General features: G+C 44.3%; 16 protein-coding genes. 4 read left to right on the top strand and 12 right to left on the bottom strand.

Going from position 1 to position 17379, the window contains the following annotated elements; genetic code table 11:
- Positions 1–81: 81 nt before the first annotated feature.
- From L4C54_RS20740 to gspC, 12 genes are all read right to left on the bottom strand, one after another.
- Positions 82–867 carry a type II secretion system protein N gene (locus L4C54_RS20740; protein ID WP_428809632.1) on the bottom strand — a complete coding sequence of 262 codons (786 nt, stop codon included), beginning with the start codon at positions 865–867 and terminating at the stop codon, positions 82–84.
- Positions 867–1364: a type II secretion system protein M gene (locus L4C54_RS20745; RefSeq protein WP_428802819.1), complete on the bottom strand. Its 498-nt coding sequence runs from the start codon at positions 1362–1364 to the stop codon at positions 867–869. Before L4C54_RS20745 ends, L4C54_RS20740 begins: the two co-directional genes overlap by 1 nt.
- The gene (gene gspL, locus L4C54_RS20750) at positions 1364–2599 is read right to left on the bottom strand and encodes a type II secretion system protein GspL (protein WP_428809633.1); all 1236 of its coding nucleotides are present in this window, start codon (positions 2597–2599) and stop codon (positions 1364–1366) included. Before gspL ends, L4C54_RS20745 begins: the two co-directional genes overlap by 1 nt.
- On the bottom strand, positions 2568–3620 hold the full coding sequence (gene gspK / locus L4C54_RS20755; RefSeq protein WP_428809687.1) for a type II secretion system minor pseudopilin GspK: 1053 nt from the start codon (positions 3618–3620) through the stop codon (positions 2568–2570). The genes gspL and gspK overlap by 32 nt, the downstream gene beginning before the upstream one ends.
- On the bottom strand, positions 3610–4395 hold the full coding sequence (gene gspJ / locus L4C54_RS20760) for a type II secretion system minor pseudopilin GspJ (RefSeq protein WP_428809634.1): 786 nt from the start codon (positions 4393–4395) through the stop codon (positions 3610–3612). The genes gspK and gspJ overlap by 11 nt, the downstream gene beginning before the upstream one ends.
- Positions 4382–4783, bottom strand: coding sequence for a type II secretion system minor pseudopilin GspI (gene gspI, locus L4C54_RS20765; RefSeq protein ID WP_428809635.1), 402 nt, complete (start codon positions 4781–4783; stop codon positions 4382–4384). The genes gspJ and gspI overlap by 14 nt, the downstream gene beginning before the upstream one ends.
- A complete protein-coding gene (gene gspH, locus L4C54_RS20770) occupies positions 4773–5363 on the bottom strand; it encodes a type II secretion system minor pseudopilin GspH (RefSeq protein ID WP_428809636.1) in 591 nt (196 codons plus the stop codon). The genes gspI and gspH overlap by 11 nt, the downstream gene beginning before the upstream one ends.
- A gap of 65 nt (positions 5364–5428) precedes the next feature.
- Positions 5429–5872, bottom strand: a complete 444-nt coding sequence (gspG, locus tag L4C54_RS20775) for a type II secretion system major pseudopilin GspG (RefSeq protein ID WP_428802824.1) — start codon at positions 5870–5872, stop codon at positions 5429–5431.
- A gap of 37 nt (positions 5873–5909) precedes the next feature.
- Entirely contained in the window at positions 5910–7133 is a 1224-nt protein-coding gene (gene gspF / locus L4C54_RS20780) for a type II secretion system inner membrane protein GspF (protein ID WP_428809637.1), read from the bottom strand.
- Positions 7133–8626 carry a type II secretion system ATPase GspE gene (gene gspE / locus L4C54_RS20785; protein WP_428809638.1) on the bottom strand — a complete coding sequence of 498 codons (1494 nt, stop codon included), beginning with the start codon at positions 8624–8626 and terminating at the stop codon, positions 7133–7135. The genes gspF and gspE overlap by 1 nt, the downstream gene beginning before the upstream one ends.
- Positions 8623–10677 carry a type II secretion system secretin GspD gene (gspD, locus tag L4C54_RS20790; RefSeq protein WP_428809639.1) on the bottom strand — a complete coding sequence of 685 codons (2055 nt, stop codon included), beginning with the start codon at positions 10675–10677 and terminating at the stop codon, positions 8623–8625. Before gspD ends, gspE begins: the two co-directional genes overlap by 4 nt.
- A 36-nt stretch (positions 10678–10713) precedes the next feature.
- A complete protein-coding gene (gene gspC / locus L4C54_RS20795; protein ID WP_428809640.1) occupies positions 10714–11646 on the bottom strand; it encodes a type II secretion system protein GspC in 933 nt (310 codons plus the stop codon).
- 264 nt (positions 11647–11910) lie between these two features.
- Here gspC and hslR point away from each other — a divergent pair, with 264 nt between their 5' ends.
- The 4 genes from hslR (at position 11911) to L4C54_RS20815 (ending at position 17320) form a co-directional block, all read left to right on the top strand.
- A complete protein-coding gene (gene hslR / locus L4C54_RS20800) occupies positions 11911–12297 on the top strand; it encodes a ribosome-associated heat shock protein Hsp15 (RefSeq protein WP_428802829.1) in 387 nt (128 codons plus the stop codon).
- 15 nt (positions 12298–12312) lie between these two features.
- A complete protein-coding gene (hslO, locus tag L4C54_RS20805; RefSeq protein ID WP_428802830.1) occupies positions 12313–13188 on the top strand; it encodes an Hsp33 family molecular chaperone HslO in 876 nt (291 codons plus the stop codon).
- A gap of 370 nt (positions 13189–13558) precedes the next feature.
- The gene (gene pckA / locus L4C54_RS20810) at positions 13559–15187 is read left to right on the top strand and encodes a phosphoenolpyruvate carboxykinase (ATP) (protein ID WP_428802831.1); all 1629 of its coding nucleotides are present in this window, start codon (positions 13559–13561) and stop codon (positions 15185–15187) included.
- A 183-nt stretch (positions 15188–15370) separates the two neighbouring features.
- Entirely contained in the window at positions 15371–17320 is a 1950-nt protein-coding gene (locus L4C54_RS20815) for an AsmA family protein (protein WP_428809641.1), read from the top strand.
- The last annotated feature ends 59 nt before the right edge of the window (positions 17321–17379 follow it).

The raw sequence follows: 17379 nt of genomic DNA on the forward strand, positions 1-17379 counted from the left end.
CCTAAGAGCTCGCTTTTCTATTTAATGGCTGTAATTTACAGCCATTTATGAATTAGTTTTCATCTAACTCTAACGGCAACTCTATAGCGTGCCTTTGAAATCAAGTGGATAACGCCCTTGGTTGTTAGGATTACCAAGCCACTTTAATTGACTGGATAAGTTAGCTGGGAATGCCGCTTCCGGCTTAAACCAACCACTGGCTTGATACTGATGTTGACCGTTAGCACTCACTTCTAGTTTGGCCTCAAACTCAGCTGTGACTTGTTCACTGCCCTGATCGCCATTAAGTGAAATCACATTATCTTGGCAAGTTATGTTCACAACGACTGGACCCAAATCTAATTCAGCAATTGGCGTAAACGCTTTATTACCACTCCAAACCATCGATCCTAAGCCCTTTTGGCAATATGGCATCGGTTTATCAAGTTCAGTGATAGCGAGTTCCGTTAGAGAAACCTCCAGTTGCCCTTCAAGATCGAGTGGCAATGGCAGGTTCAGTTGTTCCACAGCAAATTGAGCGGGTAGTGATGCAATCGTCTCTTTCGCATAGGCTCCAGAAAAGCTGTAGCCAATGACGCCACGCCCTCTTAATTCCATTACGCTGCCTTGACCAAATCGGACTTCAGCTTGAGCCTTGCCTAGTAATAACTGGCTAGGATTAATGTTCCAATGAACCTGACCCAATGACGTACCTTGCCAACTAACTTGTTGTACGCTGCCTTGCCAAACGGTTCCCTGAACACTCTGAATCACCAATGCACGAGGCATAGGAATATACTGCAATGCAAACCTTGCTGGCATATGTGCCACAAGACTGACGGTTAAGGTAAGTACGATAAGTAACGCAATAACGATAATACGCTTCATTAACCACCTCGTTTAAACTGTAAGCGCTTCACATCCACCACTCCAGGCTGATCGGTACGAGCGATATCAAGGTGTTCAACATCAACCCCTTGCTGCTCTTTTAGATAAGTAATCCAACCTAAGAACTGATTAAATTCGAGTGGCTGCACCCAAACTTGAAACATATCGTCACGAGGTTGAATACGAATAAGTTCAACCTTAAAACGGTTAGCCGAAGAAGAGATCACCTGATTAAGCGGCTGAGTGGTTGTCGCTAGCCCACTTTTCGCTCGCAACTGAACAATTTCATCGGCTTTGCTTTGTACCCAATTCAATAGCTGTTTTTCACTGTTGATTCGATTATTCGCTTGTATACTGCGTTGATTCAAAGGCTCAAGAATGCCCCAGTAGCCAATCCCAACGATCAATAATCCCGAACAGATCAACACTAATCGCTGCTCTCGCAAGCTAATGCTTTGCCACCAAAGCTTAAAAGACGTGACTAATTTATCCATCATCAAGCTCCCTTTCTTTTCAATACAAAGCTGCCATTGACCCACTCACCCGAACGACTGAGCTGCCCCTGTTCAACATCGAAACTTTCAGAAAACTTGACTCTAACTTGCTCGAAGCTTTGGAAGTCTTTGCTTTGAGCCTGAATTCGAATCTCTTCTCGATTACCATCATATCGAATGCTTAATAGCGTCATAGAGCTGTTTCCCTTCAATGATTCAGGGATTTTTATCATCCACTCAAGCATCGGGTAGCCCGAACCACCGCCAGATAAACGGCTGGCTTCATCATTCATCTGCCTTTTCAAATAACTCACAGTTGGTATACGAGTTTTACCCGGTAGCGCTTCACGGAAAATACGCTCACTTTCGGCTCTATACGCCTGTGCTTGTGTTTCATCATGATTGATTTTCAACCAATGCTGACCCGCAAACACGCAGACAAGTACCGCCGCCGCAACAGCCGACTTCTTCCAAATTGACCAATACTTCAACATTGATGAGCTAGGTTTGAATTCCCCAGTCAGCAGGTTCACTTTAGAGCCAATTGCACCCTCGCTAAGAAGCTGCATTATCAAAGGCGCATCAACACTTTTCCACGGCTGTTCGTGGGAAAGCGCGATTTCTGGCAGAGCACTGTAAGCGGTCAGGGGTAGATAGTCGCCCCCTTCTTTTACCCAATCTGAAGCATGTAAAAGCTCAAACCATGGAGACTCAATGCAAAGACCTAAGTAATCGCCTTTTCGTACTAGCCATTGCTGGTTGATATTGGCAGCCGTCAGGTGTTCACTGTGTGGCAGAGCCAATACGTCAGGCAGCACTTTATGAACGATGATGCCAAGGCTTTTTAACTCACCTAAACAATCGCTTAACCAATTTTTATCAACGGCTGCAATACTCGCTCGCTTAGCATTTTTACCTAAACCGGTACTTTTAGATAATATGGTAAAGTGCAATTCATCGACATCTTGGGCGATATCGTCTTCCATTAGGTACGGCAGCATCGATTCCAATTGACGAGAAGAACCCGCAGGTAAATCGACCTCAGCCAGTACGACATCCTCGCCAGACAGCAATACAATCACTTGTCTTTGATCGGCATAATCCGCTAATTCAGATACGATTTGCCAATCAGCTAGTTCACCGCTGGCAATGACTTCGTTTTGTGTTGTCGACCAAACGAGCCATTGAATCTGTGCATTTTTGTCACTACTCAGTCGAACTGTCAGAAACTCGCTCACTGATCCCTCCAAAGCGACGGCGAATCACCGTTGCTGTTTCTCTATTATCACTAAATAACAGACTCCGAATTCTTACTCGAGAGTCATTGACTAATACTTGTGCGTCCAATTCAAAATAAGCGCTATCGACACTCAAATACGCTTTTGCTTCATCACGAACGCTTTGTTCTATCGCGCTAACCGAGCCTTCAGCCATAAAGTCATCAATGGATGACCACCCATCAAAAGGGCGAGATTCAATTAACGATTTTGCATTTTGTTCACTCAAATGAGGTTGGAATAGAGCCACCAACAACGCCGATTGTTCAACATCAATCGTGTTGATATTTAAACGCCAATCATCATTTGGTAACGCGCAAATATACGGTGCGATCTTTTGCATCACATCACCCGAGACTTGTTGAACAGATCGCAACTCACTGATATCAGCAATCAGTCCATTCGCGGCCATATAGGCTGGAGAGAGCGATTCATAGTAACTATCACCAGCACCCGATGATGACTGAACGGAGTGCTCTTGGCTGATGTAATCCCACGTTGAATCTGCGATGACCTCTGCTTGATAGCCTTCGACTTCAACCTCTTCGAGTAACGCTTGCCAAAATCGAACTAAATACGGTCTATTCGATTGAGAAGAGTCACTTTTAACTCGAGAAAAAACATTGAGATTAAAGCACGCCTGTTTATCAAACATACGTCCATTTAATGTGCCGTAATCCAGCGGGTATGTTTGCTCTTCAAGCGCCCAAGGCTGAGACAGATTAATCGTATCACTGTCTTGGTAGCTCTGCTCAATACCAACCTTAGCTAAACTCTCAACGCCAATGCTGTACCAATAGGCCTGCTGATAGGTTAATTGGTTGCTACCTCGCTTGAACTGAGTAAACAGTCGGCTCGACATCGTAGCGGCAATTGACACCATCACAGCCAGTAACATCAGTACGATAATCAGTGCTACACCACGCTGTTTAGCTTTAGGCTTACGGTTAGCTCTAGACTTGCCATTGGCTCTAAGTATCATCATCCGAGCCTCCGCTGCTAGAGCCATCATCGTTATTTGGTGTATCCTCGACATGAGTAATTGAGCCACTTGCCACTAAATAGACTCGCTCAATTTTCCCATAATCGGTTAACTCTAATTCGAGTGCGATGGCCTGTGGTAATGCTTGTTCGACACTCCACTCTTCTATCCAAGAGCCTTGATAATAAAAACGCATGCTGAACGCTTCTACTTCAGTGAGCAGCGGGGTAACCACCGCTTGTTGACCGATTGGAGTATCAGGGTAGCGCCACCATACTCGCTCTAACGTTTTATCTTTAATTCGATAGCCCACTTTAATGATTTCACCACGTGGGAACTGTTGCTGTGGGTTATGCCAACCTAAGCGCGTGAAAAGTACACCTTTACTGTCTGACTCTAACAAGTAATCTTGCCACTGCAGTAATTGAACGCCTTCCTGATCGCCGCCTTGTTCACCATTGGTGCGAAATTGTCTGGTCGCTATCTGACGAAAATCACTGTCCATGATAACCAAACTTCGTTGCAACTCTTTCAGTCGTTCACCACGTTCAAGTGACATGGCGTTGCTAAGCCGCACTTGATCAACCACTTGGTATGCGCTGACACTCAATGCAGCAAAGATACCCATTGCGACCAAAACCTCTAACAAGGTAAAACCTTGCTGAGCTTTGGCAAATTTAAGAGCTTTTGGGTTGCTATGGGTCAATTGCTTATGAGGCTGCTTTCGACTACTTATTACCCGCAAAAAAATCGGGAATAATTTACTCAGGAACATAGCTTCTCACCGTGACAATCGCGTCACCCTGTTTACTGAGTGATGAGCTCACATCAAATGCTTTTAGTAAGCCGTCAGAGGTTTTAACTGGCGTTACTTTCCAGTACCACTCTCTGCTCGCTAGCTCTTCGCTCCCTTGCTGCGCCTTTAACGCTGTCGGGTTGAGCATCACTTTTGCCATTTGGTTATCTACTACCATAGCTGCAAAGGTTTTGTCTTCTAAATGAGTAATGGTATTAATGTGCTGACCCACCGAGCGTATGACAGAAATGGCGGCAGTGGCAAAAATGGCTAATGCAATTAGAACCTCTAGCAGAGTCATACCTCGTACAGAGTGTTTTCTTCGCTTAGAAGAAGCGCAATAAGTCGGATGATGTTTAAAATTCATCTTGATCCCCCGGGGCCAATAATAAAATCTGGCCATTCTCTTTGACAACAACTTGCCAGCTATCGAGCTTGGCATCTCGTTCTTGAGGGTAAATCGCGATAGAAACGGGGGTTACCTCGCCACTTGAGAAGATGAAAATTTGTGGTGGAAGTGGTTTCTCGTCAGCATCAATATCAGCAAACATCTCTTCATCAAATAGCGACCCCGGATTAAACAAACGATCTTTATCATTCCAGATATCACCGCCCAACGTCATTTGAATCGCTATATTCTCTTCAGCTAAAGAGGTTTGCTCTGGAATGGTGTCAAAACCCATGGTTTTCCATTCACCGTTCTCAATTCCCATCCAAAGGTAACGAGAGCGGGTTTCGTCCACTCTTAATCCAAAATCTTTACCGCTCAATATCGCTTCATCATTGAGCAGTTGGAGGCGTTGGAACAGTGACTGAGCCTGACTTTTGGCTTTGTCTTCACTGTTATTAGGCAATACAGAAAGTGTTGTAACCACAGCCACGGAAATCACCACTAGAACTAACAGTATTTCTAGTAAGGTAAAGCCCTGCTGTTTGAATTTCATCATGCTATGACAACTCTAACTGTATGATTTTAATTCACTCGCTTAAGCAAGTGCCTAGCTACTGATGATTACTGAAAATCTTGTAGATTCCAGTTACCAATATCAGAGTTAATCCCTTCTCCACCTTCTTGAGCATCAGCACCTAGAGTAAAGATATCAATCACGCCGTGCTCACCTGGATTTAGGTATTGGTATTCGTTGCCCCACGGGTCTGTTGGTAAGCGTGTTACGTAACCATTTTCAGGGTAATTACGTGGCTCTGGGTTGTTTGGTTTTGTCACCAACGCTTCTAAACCTTGATCGGTCGTTGGGAATGTATGGTGGTTGAGTCGGTACTTCATTAACTCACTTTCTAATGCTGCAATATCAATCACAGCTTTTTTCTGATCCGCTTGGTCTTTACTACCTATAAGGTTAGGTACAACAAAGCTCGCGAGTAAACCTAAGATAACCACGACTACCATGACTTCTAATAGGGTAAAGCCTGACTGTTTGTTCATTTTACGTCTCATTTTTTCTCCAAAAACCATTGAGGCATAGATTGTGGTCTTAACGACTCATCAAATTATTCATTTCTAAAATTGGCATCAAGGTCGCCATTACAATAAACAGCACTAGCCCTGCCATTAAAGCAATCAGCATTGGCGTAAATAACCCCAATGCTATGTTTACGGTTGATTCAAACTGAGTATCTTGGTTATCCGCTGCGCGAGTTAGCATACTTTCAAGCTGACCACTTTGCTCACCACTGGCTATCATATGTAGCATCATCGGTGGAAACAGTTTGGTTTGATCGAGCGCTTTTCTTAAACTCGCCCCTTCTCTGACATTATCAGACGCCAACAGGACTTGCTGTTTAATGTACTGATTAGTCATAACATCCACCGCGACCTGCATCCCTTCTAAAATTGGGATGGCGCTGGATGTACAGATAGATAATGTTCGAGCAAAGCGAGCCGTATTAAGCCCTTTAATTATCTTGCCAATTAATGGCAGCGATAACATGGTTTCATCCCAGCTTAATCGAATTTCTGGCTTGGTTAACAACCACTTAATAAACGCTATAACAGTGATTGTGCTAATAAGTAGAACCAAGCCCCATTGTTGTACAAAATCACTCGCGGCTAATAGGATCTGGGTCGATTGAGGTAAGTCTTGCGCCATCTGCACAAATTGATCGATGATTTTAGGTACAACCGCAGCCAATAAGAACGCCACAATACTGATCGCAAAGACTACTAATACAATCGGGTAGATCATCGCTTGAAGAAGCTTAGAACGCATTTTTTCACGGTTCTCTGCGTAATCAGCTAAACGCTCTAATACCGCATCCAAGTGGCCCGACTTTTCACCCGCAGCCACCATCGAACGAAACAGATCATCAAACACATGAGAATAATCGGCTAAGCTATCCGCTAAGGTATAACCTTCTGTCACCTTAGACCTCACCGCAGCCAACATGGTACGAATGCGCGGCTTTTCTGACTGTTCAGAGACGGCTTTTAAACACTCTTCAAGTGGCATGCCGGATTGAACCAGTGTCGATAACTGTCTAGTAATGAGAGCTAAATCTGGCGTGCTGAGTCCACGTTTAAAGCTCAGCCCACCTTGCGCAGATTGAGCACTGTTTTTGGCGCGAGTCTCCGTCACCTCAATAGGGATAAGACCTTGCTCTTTTAGGCGTGAACGAACTTGACGAGCATTATCACCATCGATAACCCCCTTCTTTTGCCGCCCTTTGGCATTTAACGCTTTATACTCAAATGCCGCCATTAGGTTTCCTTAGTCACTCGCATTACTTCTTCAATAGACGTAATACCTCGACGAACTTTCAATAAACCATCACTACGAATGCTCGGCGTTTTCTGGCGAACGGCTTGTTCTATTGCTTGCTCACCCGCTTCACTGTGGATTAGGGCTTGCACGTTCTCATCAACCAAGAGCAGCTCATGGATACCAGTACGACCTCGGTAGCCTTTGTTATTACAGCTTTCACAGCCCTCGGCACGATGCAAAATAAGTTCTTCATCGGGAGCAACGTCAAACAACGCCTTTTGATCAGGCAGTGCTTGGTATGGCTGCTTACAATCACGGCATAACGTTCGTACCAATCGCTGAGCCAATACACCAAGCAGAGAAGATGAGATCAAAAATGGCTCGATCCCCATGTCTCGTAGACGAGTGATCGCACCGACAGCAGTATTGGTGTGCAGAGTCGACATAACCAAGTGACCCGTTAATGACGCTTGAACACCAATTTGAGCCGTTTCTAAATCACGAATTTCGCCAACCATAACCACATCAGGATCTTGACGAAGAATCGCTCTTAAACCACGAGCAAAGGTCATCTCAACTTTCGGGTTAACCTGTGTTTGGCCGATACCATCGATATCAAATTCAATCGGGTCTTCAACGGTTAAGATATTTCGTTCGTTACTGTTTAGCTCTTGAAGACCTGCATACAGGGTGGTCGATTTACCAGAACCGGTAGGACCCGTCACCAAAATAATGCCATGTGGTCGTTCAATCAGCGTTCTAAAGCTGTCGTGATTAGGTTTAGTCATGCCTAAGCTGTGCAGGTCCAAACGGGTCGCGTTCTTATCAAGTAGACGCATAACCACTCGCTCACCGTGAGATGAAGGCATGGTTGAGACACGAACGTCAACGGCTCGGCCACCAATACGCAGTGAAATACGACCATCTTGAGGGACACGTTTTTCAGCGATATCGAGCTTCGCCATCACCTTCACTCGAGAAACAAGTAACGGTGCTAGCTTGCGACTTGGCGCAAGAACATCACGTAAGACACCATCGACACGAAAACGAATCGACAATGATTTTTCAAACGTTTCGATGTGTATATCAGATGCGCCTTCTTTGATTGCTTCACCCAGCATGGCGTTAATCAATTTGATGATCGGTGCATCGTCTTCAGCTTCAAGCAAGTCCTCATCATGAGGAAGCTCTTCCGCTAAAGAGAAAAAGTCATCACTGTCAGCACCGATATCTTCCATTAACTGACGCGCTTCTGAAGAGTCACGCTGATACACTTCCGTCAGTTTGCTATCAAACTCTTCAACGCTTTGCTCAATGGGCGTAAAGGCAACTTTCGCGACTCGCTTTACTTCCACTAAAGCTTCAATCGCCAGCGGTGCTACATAAAATAGTGTGCTGCCTTGCTCGTTGTGCTCAAGTACGACCTTGAAGCGATTAGCAAAACTAAAGGGCAAGCGCTGTATGACGCTATTGTTTAGTTGCTCGCTCATTTCCCTGTGCCCATTTGATCGAGGAAGGCTTGAATTTCCGCAGGGTGACCTATCTCTTGACCAAACTCTGGCAGTACTGGAATGTTATTATCTTCCATCAACTTTAAGCCTTGATCGGCTTTAAACAGTTGCTCTGCACGAATGTAGTTGTATTTACGTTGAGTGATACCATCAGCCGTCATGCCATCGCGAATGATGGTTGGCTTGATGAAGACCATTAAGTTCTTTTTCTCAACCTGAGTGCTAGTCGATTTAAATAAGTGACCTAAGAAAGGAATATCGCCCAGTAGCGGTACTTTCGACTCACTCTCAAGGGCGCGCTCATCGATAAGCCCACCTAAGACAATCATCTGCCCGTCTTCGATCATAACGGTGGTATTTATCTGACGCTTAGCAAAGCGAACATCAACCGCGCCTTGGGCACCCAGTACATTTGATACTTCTTGTTCGATATCCAGTTGTACTGAATTACCTTCGTTAATTTGTGGTACCACTTTAAGCTTGATACCAACTTCTTTACGGTCAACGGTTTGGAATGGATTATCGTTATTGGAGCCAGAGGTTGAGCCTGTGACAACCGGCACTTCCTCACCAACGATGAATGAAGCTTCGCCATTATCCATTACCGTAATACTTGGAGAGGAAAGAATATTTGAATTGGAATCGGTGGATACCGCACTAATCAATGCCGTCCAATCGCCCATCGCAATACTCACAGCAGCACCGTTCACGCCAGATAACGCAGCGGCTAAAGTCGAGTAATCCCCTTCCTCGGTGGTTTCACGAGATTCCCATTTATTATCGCTTGAGTTCCAGTAACTTTCCGTTTTAGTCGTGTCTTTAGCTTCTTCTAAGCCAATCATCACGTTGCCAATAGATGCACCAGTATTGCCATATTGAACAACAGCACCGGTTTCCAAGTTACCCCATTGAACGCCAAGGTTAATACCATCACCCTCTGACATTTCAACAATTAACGCTTCAATCAAAACCTGAGCACGGCGAATATCAAGCTGAGAGACGACATCTTGAATCGCATTCATTATATCTGGCGGCGCCGTCACAACTAACGCGTTGGTACCGGTATGAGCCGCTATCATCACTTCGTTTCGGTTGTTACTTCCACCACCAGTTCCAGAACCCGCTCTAGCCGCTTGTTTTTCAGCTTGCAGGTTATCCGAGACACCTTTAAGCACATCAACCAATTCATCGGCTTTTGCGTACTTTAGATAGATAACGCGATTGTTGCCTTTTGAAGCCATCTCGATATCGAGCTGAGTAATCAATCGTTTCAGTCTTGCACGTACTTTTGGATCGCCAGAGATAAGAATAGAATTGGTGCGATCGTCGGCTACAAGCTTAGGCTGTAAGAATGCTGGAGTATTTTTCGTGTCAGTGGTTTTGTTTAACGCTTCAACGATACGAACCATTTCAGCGGCTGAAGCGTTGTTAAGCTCAATAACTTCTATTTCTTTATCGCCCGCTTGGTCAACACGCTTAATGATTTCAGCCAAGCGATTTACAACCGCAGCACGACCTGTAATTAAGATGATATTGGCAGGATCGTAGTGCACAACGTTACCCGCCCCGGCATTATCGTTAAGTTGGCGCAGCAGTGGTGATAACTCTCTCACAGAGACATTTCGCACTGCAACAACACGTGTGATGACACTATCGCCCTGAGCACTATCGTCACTGACGACTGGAATCGCGGAGGTTTTGGCGTCTTTCGATTTCACCACTTTCAACACACCGTTATCCATCTCAATGACAGCAAAACCGTACACTTCAAGAACATTGAGGAAGAAGCTGTAATATTGCTCAGAGGTCAACATGTCGTAACTGCGCACATCTACTTTGCCACGCACAGACGGGTCAACAATGATGGTTTTTTCTAAGTTACGACCAACAATGTTAATAAACTCTTGAATATCCGTACCTTTAAAGCTGGCACTAAAATCATTGGCTACCGCCGCTGGGGGTGCCACTAAGCTTCCTGCTAATAGGCTTCCTGCTAATAGACAAGCACTCTTGTTAAACCAATGCTTCACTTTTTACTCCTCATACTGACGCACTGTGCATCAGCATTAAAATTCAATATTAATATCATGGCTTTGACCATCTCTTTCTACAGTGAGACTTAACTCACTTAACTCAGAGATCGTTTTAAAAATTTTGCTCATTGATGCGGGGTCAGTCAGATCATGACCATTGAGTTGCGTCGCAATATCACCACTTTCTAAACCCACTGAACGAAACAGCTCTGGCTCTTTACCTGGTGTGACTCGATAACCCATCACTTTGCCATCACGCTTCACTTGCGACATGCGAACGTACTGGAATATCTTTTGTGGGTCTTTTGAAATCTGCTCACGAATCGAATCAAGTTTCGATGCGCTAGTCGCGTTACTATTCGCTACATTATTACCTTGGCGATTTTGGCTCGGTTTTGCTGCGGGGGTATTGGCTGATAACTTGCTGTAATCAATACCAGCGAGCATCAAAGTTTCATCACGCCCAGAATTATCAATAATCACTCGATCACTGAATACCGCTTTCAGCTGTGCTCGAGTGCCTTCAATCTGCTCTCGAATGCCGTAAGTTGACTGACTACCTCTGTTAGCAATAACCGCTAAACTCTTGCTTTCATCACTACTGGCAACGACACCAACTAAGGTCAAATTCAGTTTCGTTTTCGGCGCATCCTGTACGACAGGTTTTTCAACCGGTTTACTCTCTTGTTGATAAACACCAAATAAGTGGCTGTTCTTTAGCGAAGAGGTATCGAGGCTCGATTGAGGTTGGTTTTGTTGATTGATCGCTTGGGGTGTCCACGGTGTCACTGAATCCGATGGGCTTTGCACCAACCAGAACATTTTTCCCAACATCCATGCAGCAGACATCAATAACATTAAGCAGCAGACGATACTCAAGCGTTGTTGAATAGCGACGGATTTCCCCGTTATTTTCTGTAGCCAAACATTTGAAGCGACGATGTGAGAGAGATGGTTCTGCTTCACCCAAGAATATCCTTATAAATACCAATCCAAAATCACTGACAGGAAGCAGTGATTAATATTACTGATCATACAGTTATGACCCTTTAATATAACATAGGGTTGTTAAGCTACCGTGAAATCGCACGAATATTTACTGTTTACCTTGAAAAAATGGAATCACAACACCATTGTTTACCCACATTTGATGACTGATTCTCACATGTCAGTGATCGTAAACTGTCGACTTATTACCGTGCGCCAATCAATTAGAGGTATTTTTTTACTATGAGTTCCAACTCTACAGCAATAAGACTCGATAAATGGATCTGGGCCGCCCGTTTTTATAAAACGCGCTCTATTGCACGTAACATGATCGACGGTGGCAAAGTTCATTATAATGGTCAGCGCAGTAAACCAAGTAAACTTGTAGAACTGGGCGCGCTCATTACACTTAGACAAGGTCACGAAGAGAAAACCGTCGTGATTGAAAAACTGTCAGACCAGAGACGTGGAGCGCCAGAAGCACAGACGCTTTATACTGAGACAGCAGAAAGCATCGCAAAACGAGAAACAAATGCAGAGCAGCGTAAACTTCACGCTCATAGCCCTGCCCCAGAACGTCGACCTGACAAAAAGCAGCGTCGAAACATTATTAAATTTAAGAATCAATAAGCTGGAGCTCCCTAGATGGAAAGCAATGTATTAAACCGCTACCTTTTTGAAGATCTTTCTGTACGCGGTGAGTTGGTACAAGTGGATGAAGCCTACCAACAAATTATTTCTGGCAAGGAATACCCTGTAGCCGTGCAAAAGCTACTGGGTGAGCTACTAGTATCAACAACCCTGTTAACCGCAACGCTTAAATTCGAAGGTTCAATTACCATGCAACTGCAAGGTGATGGCCCAGTATCACTGGTTGTGATCAATGGCGACCATGATCAGAAAATTCGTGGTGTTGCGCGTTTTAAAGATGATATTGACGATCAGGCATCACTTCATGAACTCATCGGTAAAGGTCACCTCGTGATCACGATTGAACCAAAGAAAGGTGAACGATACCAAGGTGTGGTTGGACTTGAAGGTGACAACCTAGCTGAAATCCTAGAAGGCTACTTTGAGCGCTCTGAGCAATTAAAAACGCGCCTCTGGATTCGTACAGGTGAAGTTGAAGGTAAAAAATGCGCAGCTGGTATGTTGCTGCAAGTCATGCCCGATGGCACAGGCTCTGCTGATGACTTCGAGCACCTTGAACAGCTAACTGATACAGTTAAAGATGAAGAGCTATTCACACTAGAAGCGAACGAATTGTTGTATCGCCTTTATAACCAAGAGAAAGTTCAGCTTTTCACACCACAGCCAGTCGAATTTCACTGCGGTTGCTCTCGTGAACGCAGCGGCGCAGCCATTATTACCGTTAGCCAAGAAGAGCTTGCCGACATCATCGCCACCGAAGGTGCTGTTTCTCTGCATTGTGATTACTGTGGAACGAGTTATTCATTTAACGAAGAACAGGTGAAAGAGCTGTTTATTGAAGCCAACTCTGGCAACAGTACGCTGCATTAATTCGTACAAACTGTTTAATTTACCTGTTCTAATTCGCAAAGCGTATTAAGCACGTAAAAACCGCCATACAAGCCAGCTCATTGCTGGCTTTTTTTGTGATCAAACCCCGGTAACACAAGGGTTTTCACCATAAAATAACCACACTTAATTTCTTCAACTTAATAATTCTTTTGATCTAGCGCAAAGGTTTGCTTACAGGATAAAATGGTTCTTGCCATTATGTGATGGGACACATAAGCCACACCGGAATTGTGGGTATTTTTTGAACTACATCCCTTTTTTCCGTCTACCTCGTTGGTAGTATGATGAGCAAATAAAAAAATAATAAAATTTCAAATCCCTACAAAATCTATCCTTACAAGGAGCACCTATGACCGTTATGGAACATACAAAGGCTGCACAAATCGATCTAACAAAGCACGGAATTACTGGCGCAACTGAGATTCTTCGCAATCCTAGTTACGAGCAATTATTCGAAGAGGAAACCCGTTCAAGTTTAGAAGGCTACGAAAAAGGCGTAGTAACTGAACTTGGTGCTGTTGCTGTTGATACTGGGATCTTTACTGGCCGCTCGCCAAAAGATAAGTACATCGTTAAAGATGCGACAACAGAAGAGCACATGTGGTGGACATCTGACGCGGTTAAAAATGATAACAAAGCAATCGACCAAGCGGTTTGGAATGACCTTAAGGCGCTTGTGACGAATCAGTTATCTGGTAAACGCTTGTTTGTGATTGATGGTTACTGTGGTGCTAACCCTGATACTCGTTTAAGTATTCGCGTAATTACTGAGGTTGCATGGCAAGCTCACTTCGTGAAAAACATGTTCATTCGTCCAAGCGAAGAAGAGCTAACAACATTTGAGCCTGACTTCGTCGTAATGAACGGCGCAAAATGTACCAACCAGAAGTGGGAAGAGCATGGTCTGAACTCTGAAAACTTCACGGTATTTAACCTAACTGAGCGCATGCAGCTGATTGGCGGCACTTGGTATGGCGGTGAGATGAAAAAAGGTATGTTCGCAATGATGAACTACTTCTTGCCTCTACAAGACATCGCCTCTATGCACTGTAGTGCTAACGTAGGTGAAGAAGGCGACGTAGCTGTGTTCTTCGGCCTATCGGGGACGGGTAAAACAACACTGTCTACTGATCCTAAACGTGCGCTTATTGGTGACGATGAGCACGGTTGGGATGATGATGGCGTATTTAACTTTGAAGGTGGCTGTTACGCAAAAACCATCAAGCTGTCTAAAGAAGCTGAGCCAGATATCTACAATGCAATCCGCCGTGATGCACTGCTAGAAAACGTAACTGTTCGCAATGATGGTTCTATTGATTTTGATGACAACTCAAAAACTGAGAACACTCGTGTTTCTTACCCAATCCACCACATCGATAACATCGTTAAACCAGTATCTAAAGGTGGTCACGCAAACAAAGTGATCTTCTTATCAGCGGATGCATTTGGTGTGCTTCCTCCAGTGTCTAAGCTGACACCTGAGCAAACTAAGTACCACTTCCTATCAGGCTTTACCGCGAAACTAGCAGGTACTGAGCGTGGTATTACTGAACCAACGCCTACGTTCTCTGCATGTTTCGGTGCGGCGTTCCTAACGCTACACCCAACTAAGTATGCTGAAGTACTGGTTAAGCGTATGGAAGCGGCAGGTGCTGAAGCTTACCTTGTCAACACAGGTTGGAACGGCAGTGGCAAGCGTATCTCTATTCAAGATACTCGCGGAATCATCGATGCAATCCTAGATGGCTCGATTGAGAAAGCTGAAACGACGTCTATTCCAGTGTTTAATTTAGAAGTTCCAACATCCCTACCAGGTGTTGACCCTTCCATCTTAGACCCTCGTGATACTTACACAGACCCACTACAGTGGGAAAGCAAAGCGAATGATCTAGCCCAGCGCTTTATCAATAACTTTGATAAGTACACAGATAATAACGAAGGTCAGTCTCTGGTTGCCGCAGGTCCACAGCTCGACTAAAAGCAAACCAAGTGGATTAAAGCTGATAACTGTTACTAAAAAACTGACAACTTTGGCTCTTAATCTCACAACTTAGTACAAGCCCCTAACTTTAGGGGCTTTTTCTATTGATGCACACTTCATTTTGTACCAATCTATAGACTCTTATTGATACGATCTCACTCAAATTGGATTACATCTGAAATGAAAAAGCTGCTGGTCATTCCGCTAATCCTAATTGCTCTGCTCATTTCGCTCGTCGCATCGGCTTATGCTATTTCTCAAACTCGCTACGCTTCTGCCGCTGGGAATTATCTATTTGAGCTATTTCTAGACAGCCAAATTCAGGTTGAAAAAATCACCTACAACGCACCACTCCACTTCAGCTTTGAGGGTGTCACTTATCAACGCACACAAAAACAGAGTCAAAAGCTGAAAACGACGTACATTCCTAAAGTCGAACTGTGGATCAATCGAACCCCTTATCAACAAGGGAAATGGGTGCTCGATAGCCTGCTCATTGATGGTTTAAGCCTACAACAGTCGCAACTCTCTTTTGAATGGCAAAATAATCTCACACTGCATCAACTCGCTTTGAATAATTTCGATCTCTCCTATCAAGACAGCATCGCTCGTGGGATCAACATTCAGATTAAAAAACCACTCTGGCATGACGATAAGCAACGGATCCCCTTTGGAGAGATTCAACTCAGTGCCGAGCAGTTTTACTATCATGGCGAAGCACTCAATCAGCTATTGATCGACGCTGACTACAAGCCAAATAACAGCACCATTTTTGGTCTTTCATTTGAATGGCGCGACGCTGAAATATCTGGTCAAGCCGAGCAGTATGATCACGGTTGGTCACTGGTTAATATGACGCTTAATAAGCTCAATTTAACTGAACTTGAAAAACTAACCGCACTTTCATCAGGCCAAACTACGATATTCAATAACATCTCTCACATTAATAGCCTTGATGTACTTAACAGTCATTTCTCCTCCGGTGATGTTCAAATCGTAAATTTGGATGCATCGGTCGAAAATATAACGCTGCCTTCATTGTCCACACAATCTCTATTTCAATCCTTATCATGGTGGCAGCAAGAGAGTGCGTACCTTTCGTTTAATGCCGAGAGCATCGCCTACCAAGATCAGCTTTTAATCTCTCCGATGGCAAAATTAGAGCTATCACCGAATCAGGTTTCTATCGCTGAATTTGATAGTGACTATCTTCAAGGTCGGATTCAGCTTTCAGGAAAACTTACCCCAACAACAACAAAACTTGATTGGCTAAAAGCCACCGGCCTGAAGTTAGTTGAGGACACACAGCAGAGTTTATCGTTACTGACTGACTACTTAGATCAACAAGATGCAGTGGCCATTGATCAACTCGACATCCTACGTAGTCAGGTAATTCAGATTAAACACGCACCATTTTGGCAAGTGTCAGGGCTGAATGTCTCAGGAAGTAACCTAGAGCTGAAACGAAACCAAACGTTGGGCCTATGGAATGGAGAGATCGAACTCTCCGCAAATAGTCTAAGTTACGATGATGCAATAGCAACACAAGCGGTGATCAACAGTAATTCAAATGACGGGGCTTGGGAGCTAGAGCGGCTCTTCATTCCACTAGAAAAAGGCTATTTTGATGCATCGGGTTATTGGGAACTCAATAGCCTCAGCCGTCCATGGCAGCTGATCGCTCATGGTGATGGGCTACCACTAAAAATGATTCATACCGTGGCTAACCTACCTATTCAACTTGATGGTGAGCTGGAGTTTGAGCTAAACGCGCATGGATTATCAGGCAATAAAGAGATGCTAGATCATTCACTGACGGGCACTATTCTCGCCAGCGTACGTGATGCTGAGTTAACTTATACCAAAGCTCAAGGTTATGGCAGCGCGCAGCCACAAAGCTTACTGATACCCTTTTACATGCGAGATCTAGAGGTGAATTCCAATAGAGGTCGCGTATCAATGAGTGACAGTAAAGTGGAAGGTGAAAATCTAGTGGGTTCACTGCATGGCAACATCGATTTGGTGATGCCAAAAGTAGGCAATATTGAGCTGTTAATTGAACAAGAGTGCCAGCAACTGAGCTTTGATCTACTCAATAACAAAACGACTTCCCATCATAATTGCTCTTAACGCATTTGGGGCAATAACTTATTCGAGCTAAGTAATTCGGTGTAATCACGAAGACCTAA

This window comes from Vibrio lamellibrachiae, from assembly GCF_050337265.1.
Classification (GTDB): Bacteria; Pseudomonadota; Gammaproteobacteria; order Enterobacterales; family Vibrionaceae; genus Vibrio; species Vibrio kyushuensis.

What these genes read in the sequence shown, in the direction of transcription:
- L4C54_RS20740 (WP_428809632.1), bottom strand. Translation starts at nt 867, where the DNA reads ATGAAGCGTATTATCGTTATTGCGTTACTTATCGTACTTACCTTAACC.
- L4C54_RS20745 (WP_428802819.1), bottom strand. Translation starts at nt 1,364, where the DNA reads ATGATGGATAAATTAGTCACGTCTTTTAAGCTTTGGTGGCAAAGCATT.
- gspK (WP_428809687.1), bottom strand. Translation starts at nt 3,620, where the DNA reads ATGATACTTAGAGCCAATGGCAAGTCTAGAGCTAACCGTAAGCCTAAA.
- gspJ (WP_428809634.1), bottom strand. Translation starts at nt 4,395, where the DNA reads ATGTTCCTGAGTAAATTATTCCCGATTTTTTTGCGGGTAATAAGTAGT.
- gspI (WP_428809635.1), bottom strand. Translation starts at nt 4,783, where the DNA reads ATGAATTTTAAACATCATCCGACTTATTGCGCTTCTTCTAAGCGAAGA.
- gspH (WP_428809636.1), bottom strand. Translation starts at nt 5,363, where the DNA reads ATGATGAAATTCAAACAGCAGGGCTTTACCTTACTAGAAATACTGTTA.
- gspG (WP_428802824.1), bottom strand. Translation starts at nt 5,872, where the DNA reads ATGAGACGTAAAATGAACAAACAGTCAGGCTTTACCCTATTAGAAGTC.
- gspF (WP_428809637.1), bottom strand. Translation starts at nt 7,133, where the DNA reads ATGGCGGCATTTGAGTATAAAGCGTTAAATGCCAAAGGGCGGCAAAAG.
- gspE (WP_428809638.1), bottom strand. Translation starts at nt 8,626, where the DNA reads ATGAGCGAGCAACTAAACAATAGCGTCATACAGCGCTTGCCCTTTAGT.
- hslR (WP_428802829.1), top strand. Translation starts at nt 11,911, where the DNA reads ATGAGTTCCAACTCTACAGCAATAAGACTCGATAAATGGATCTGGGCC.
- hslO (WP_428802830.1), top strand. Translation starts at nt 12,313, where the DNA reads ATGGAAAGCAATGTATTAAACCGCTACCTTTTTGAAGATCTTTCTGTA.
- pckA (WP_428802831.1), top strand. Translation starts at nt 13,559, where the DNA reads ATGACCGTTATGGAACATACAAAGGCTGCACAAATCGATCTAACAAAG.
- L4C54_RS20815 (WP_428809641.1), top strand. Translation starts at nt 15,371, where the DNA reads ATGAAAAAGCTGCTGGTCATTCCGCTAATCCTAATTGCTCTGCTCATT.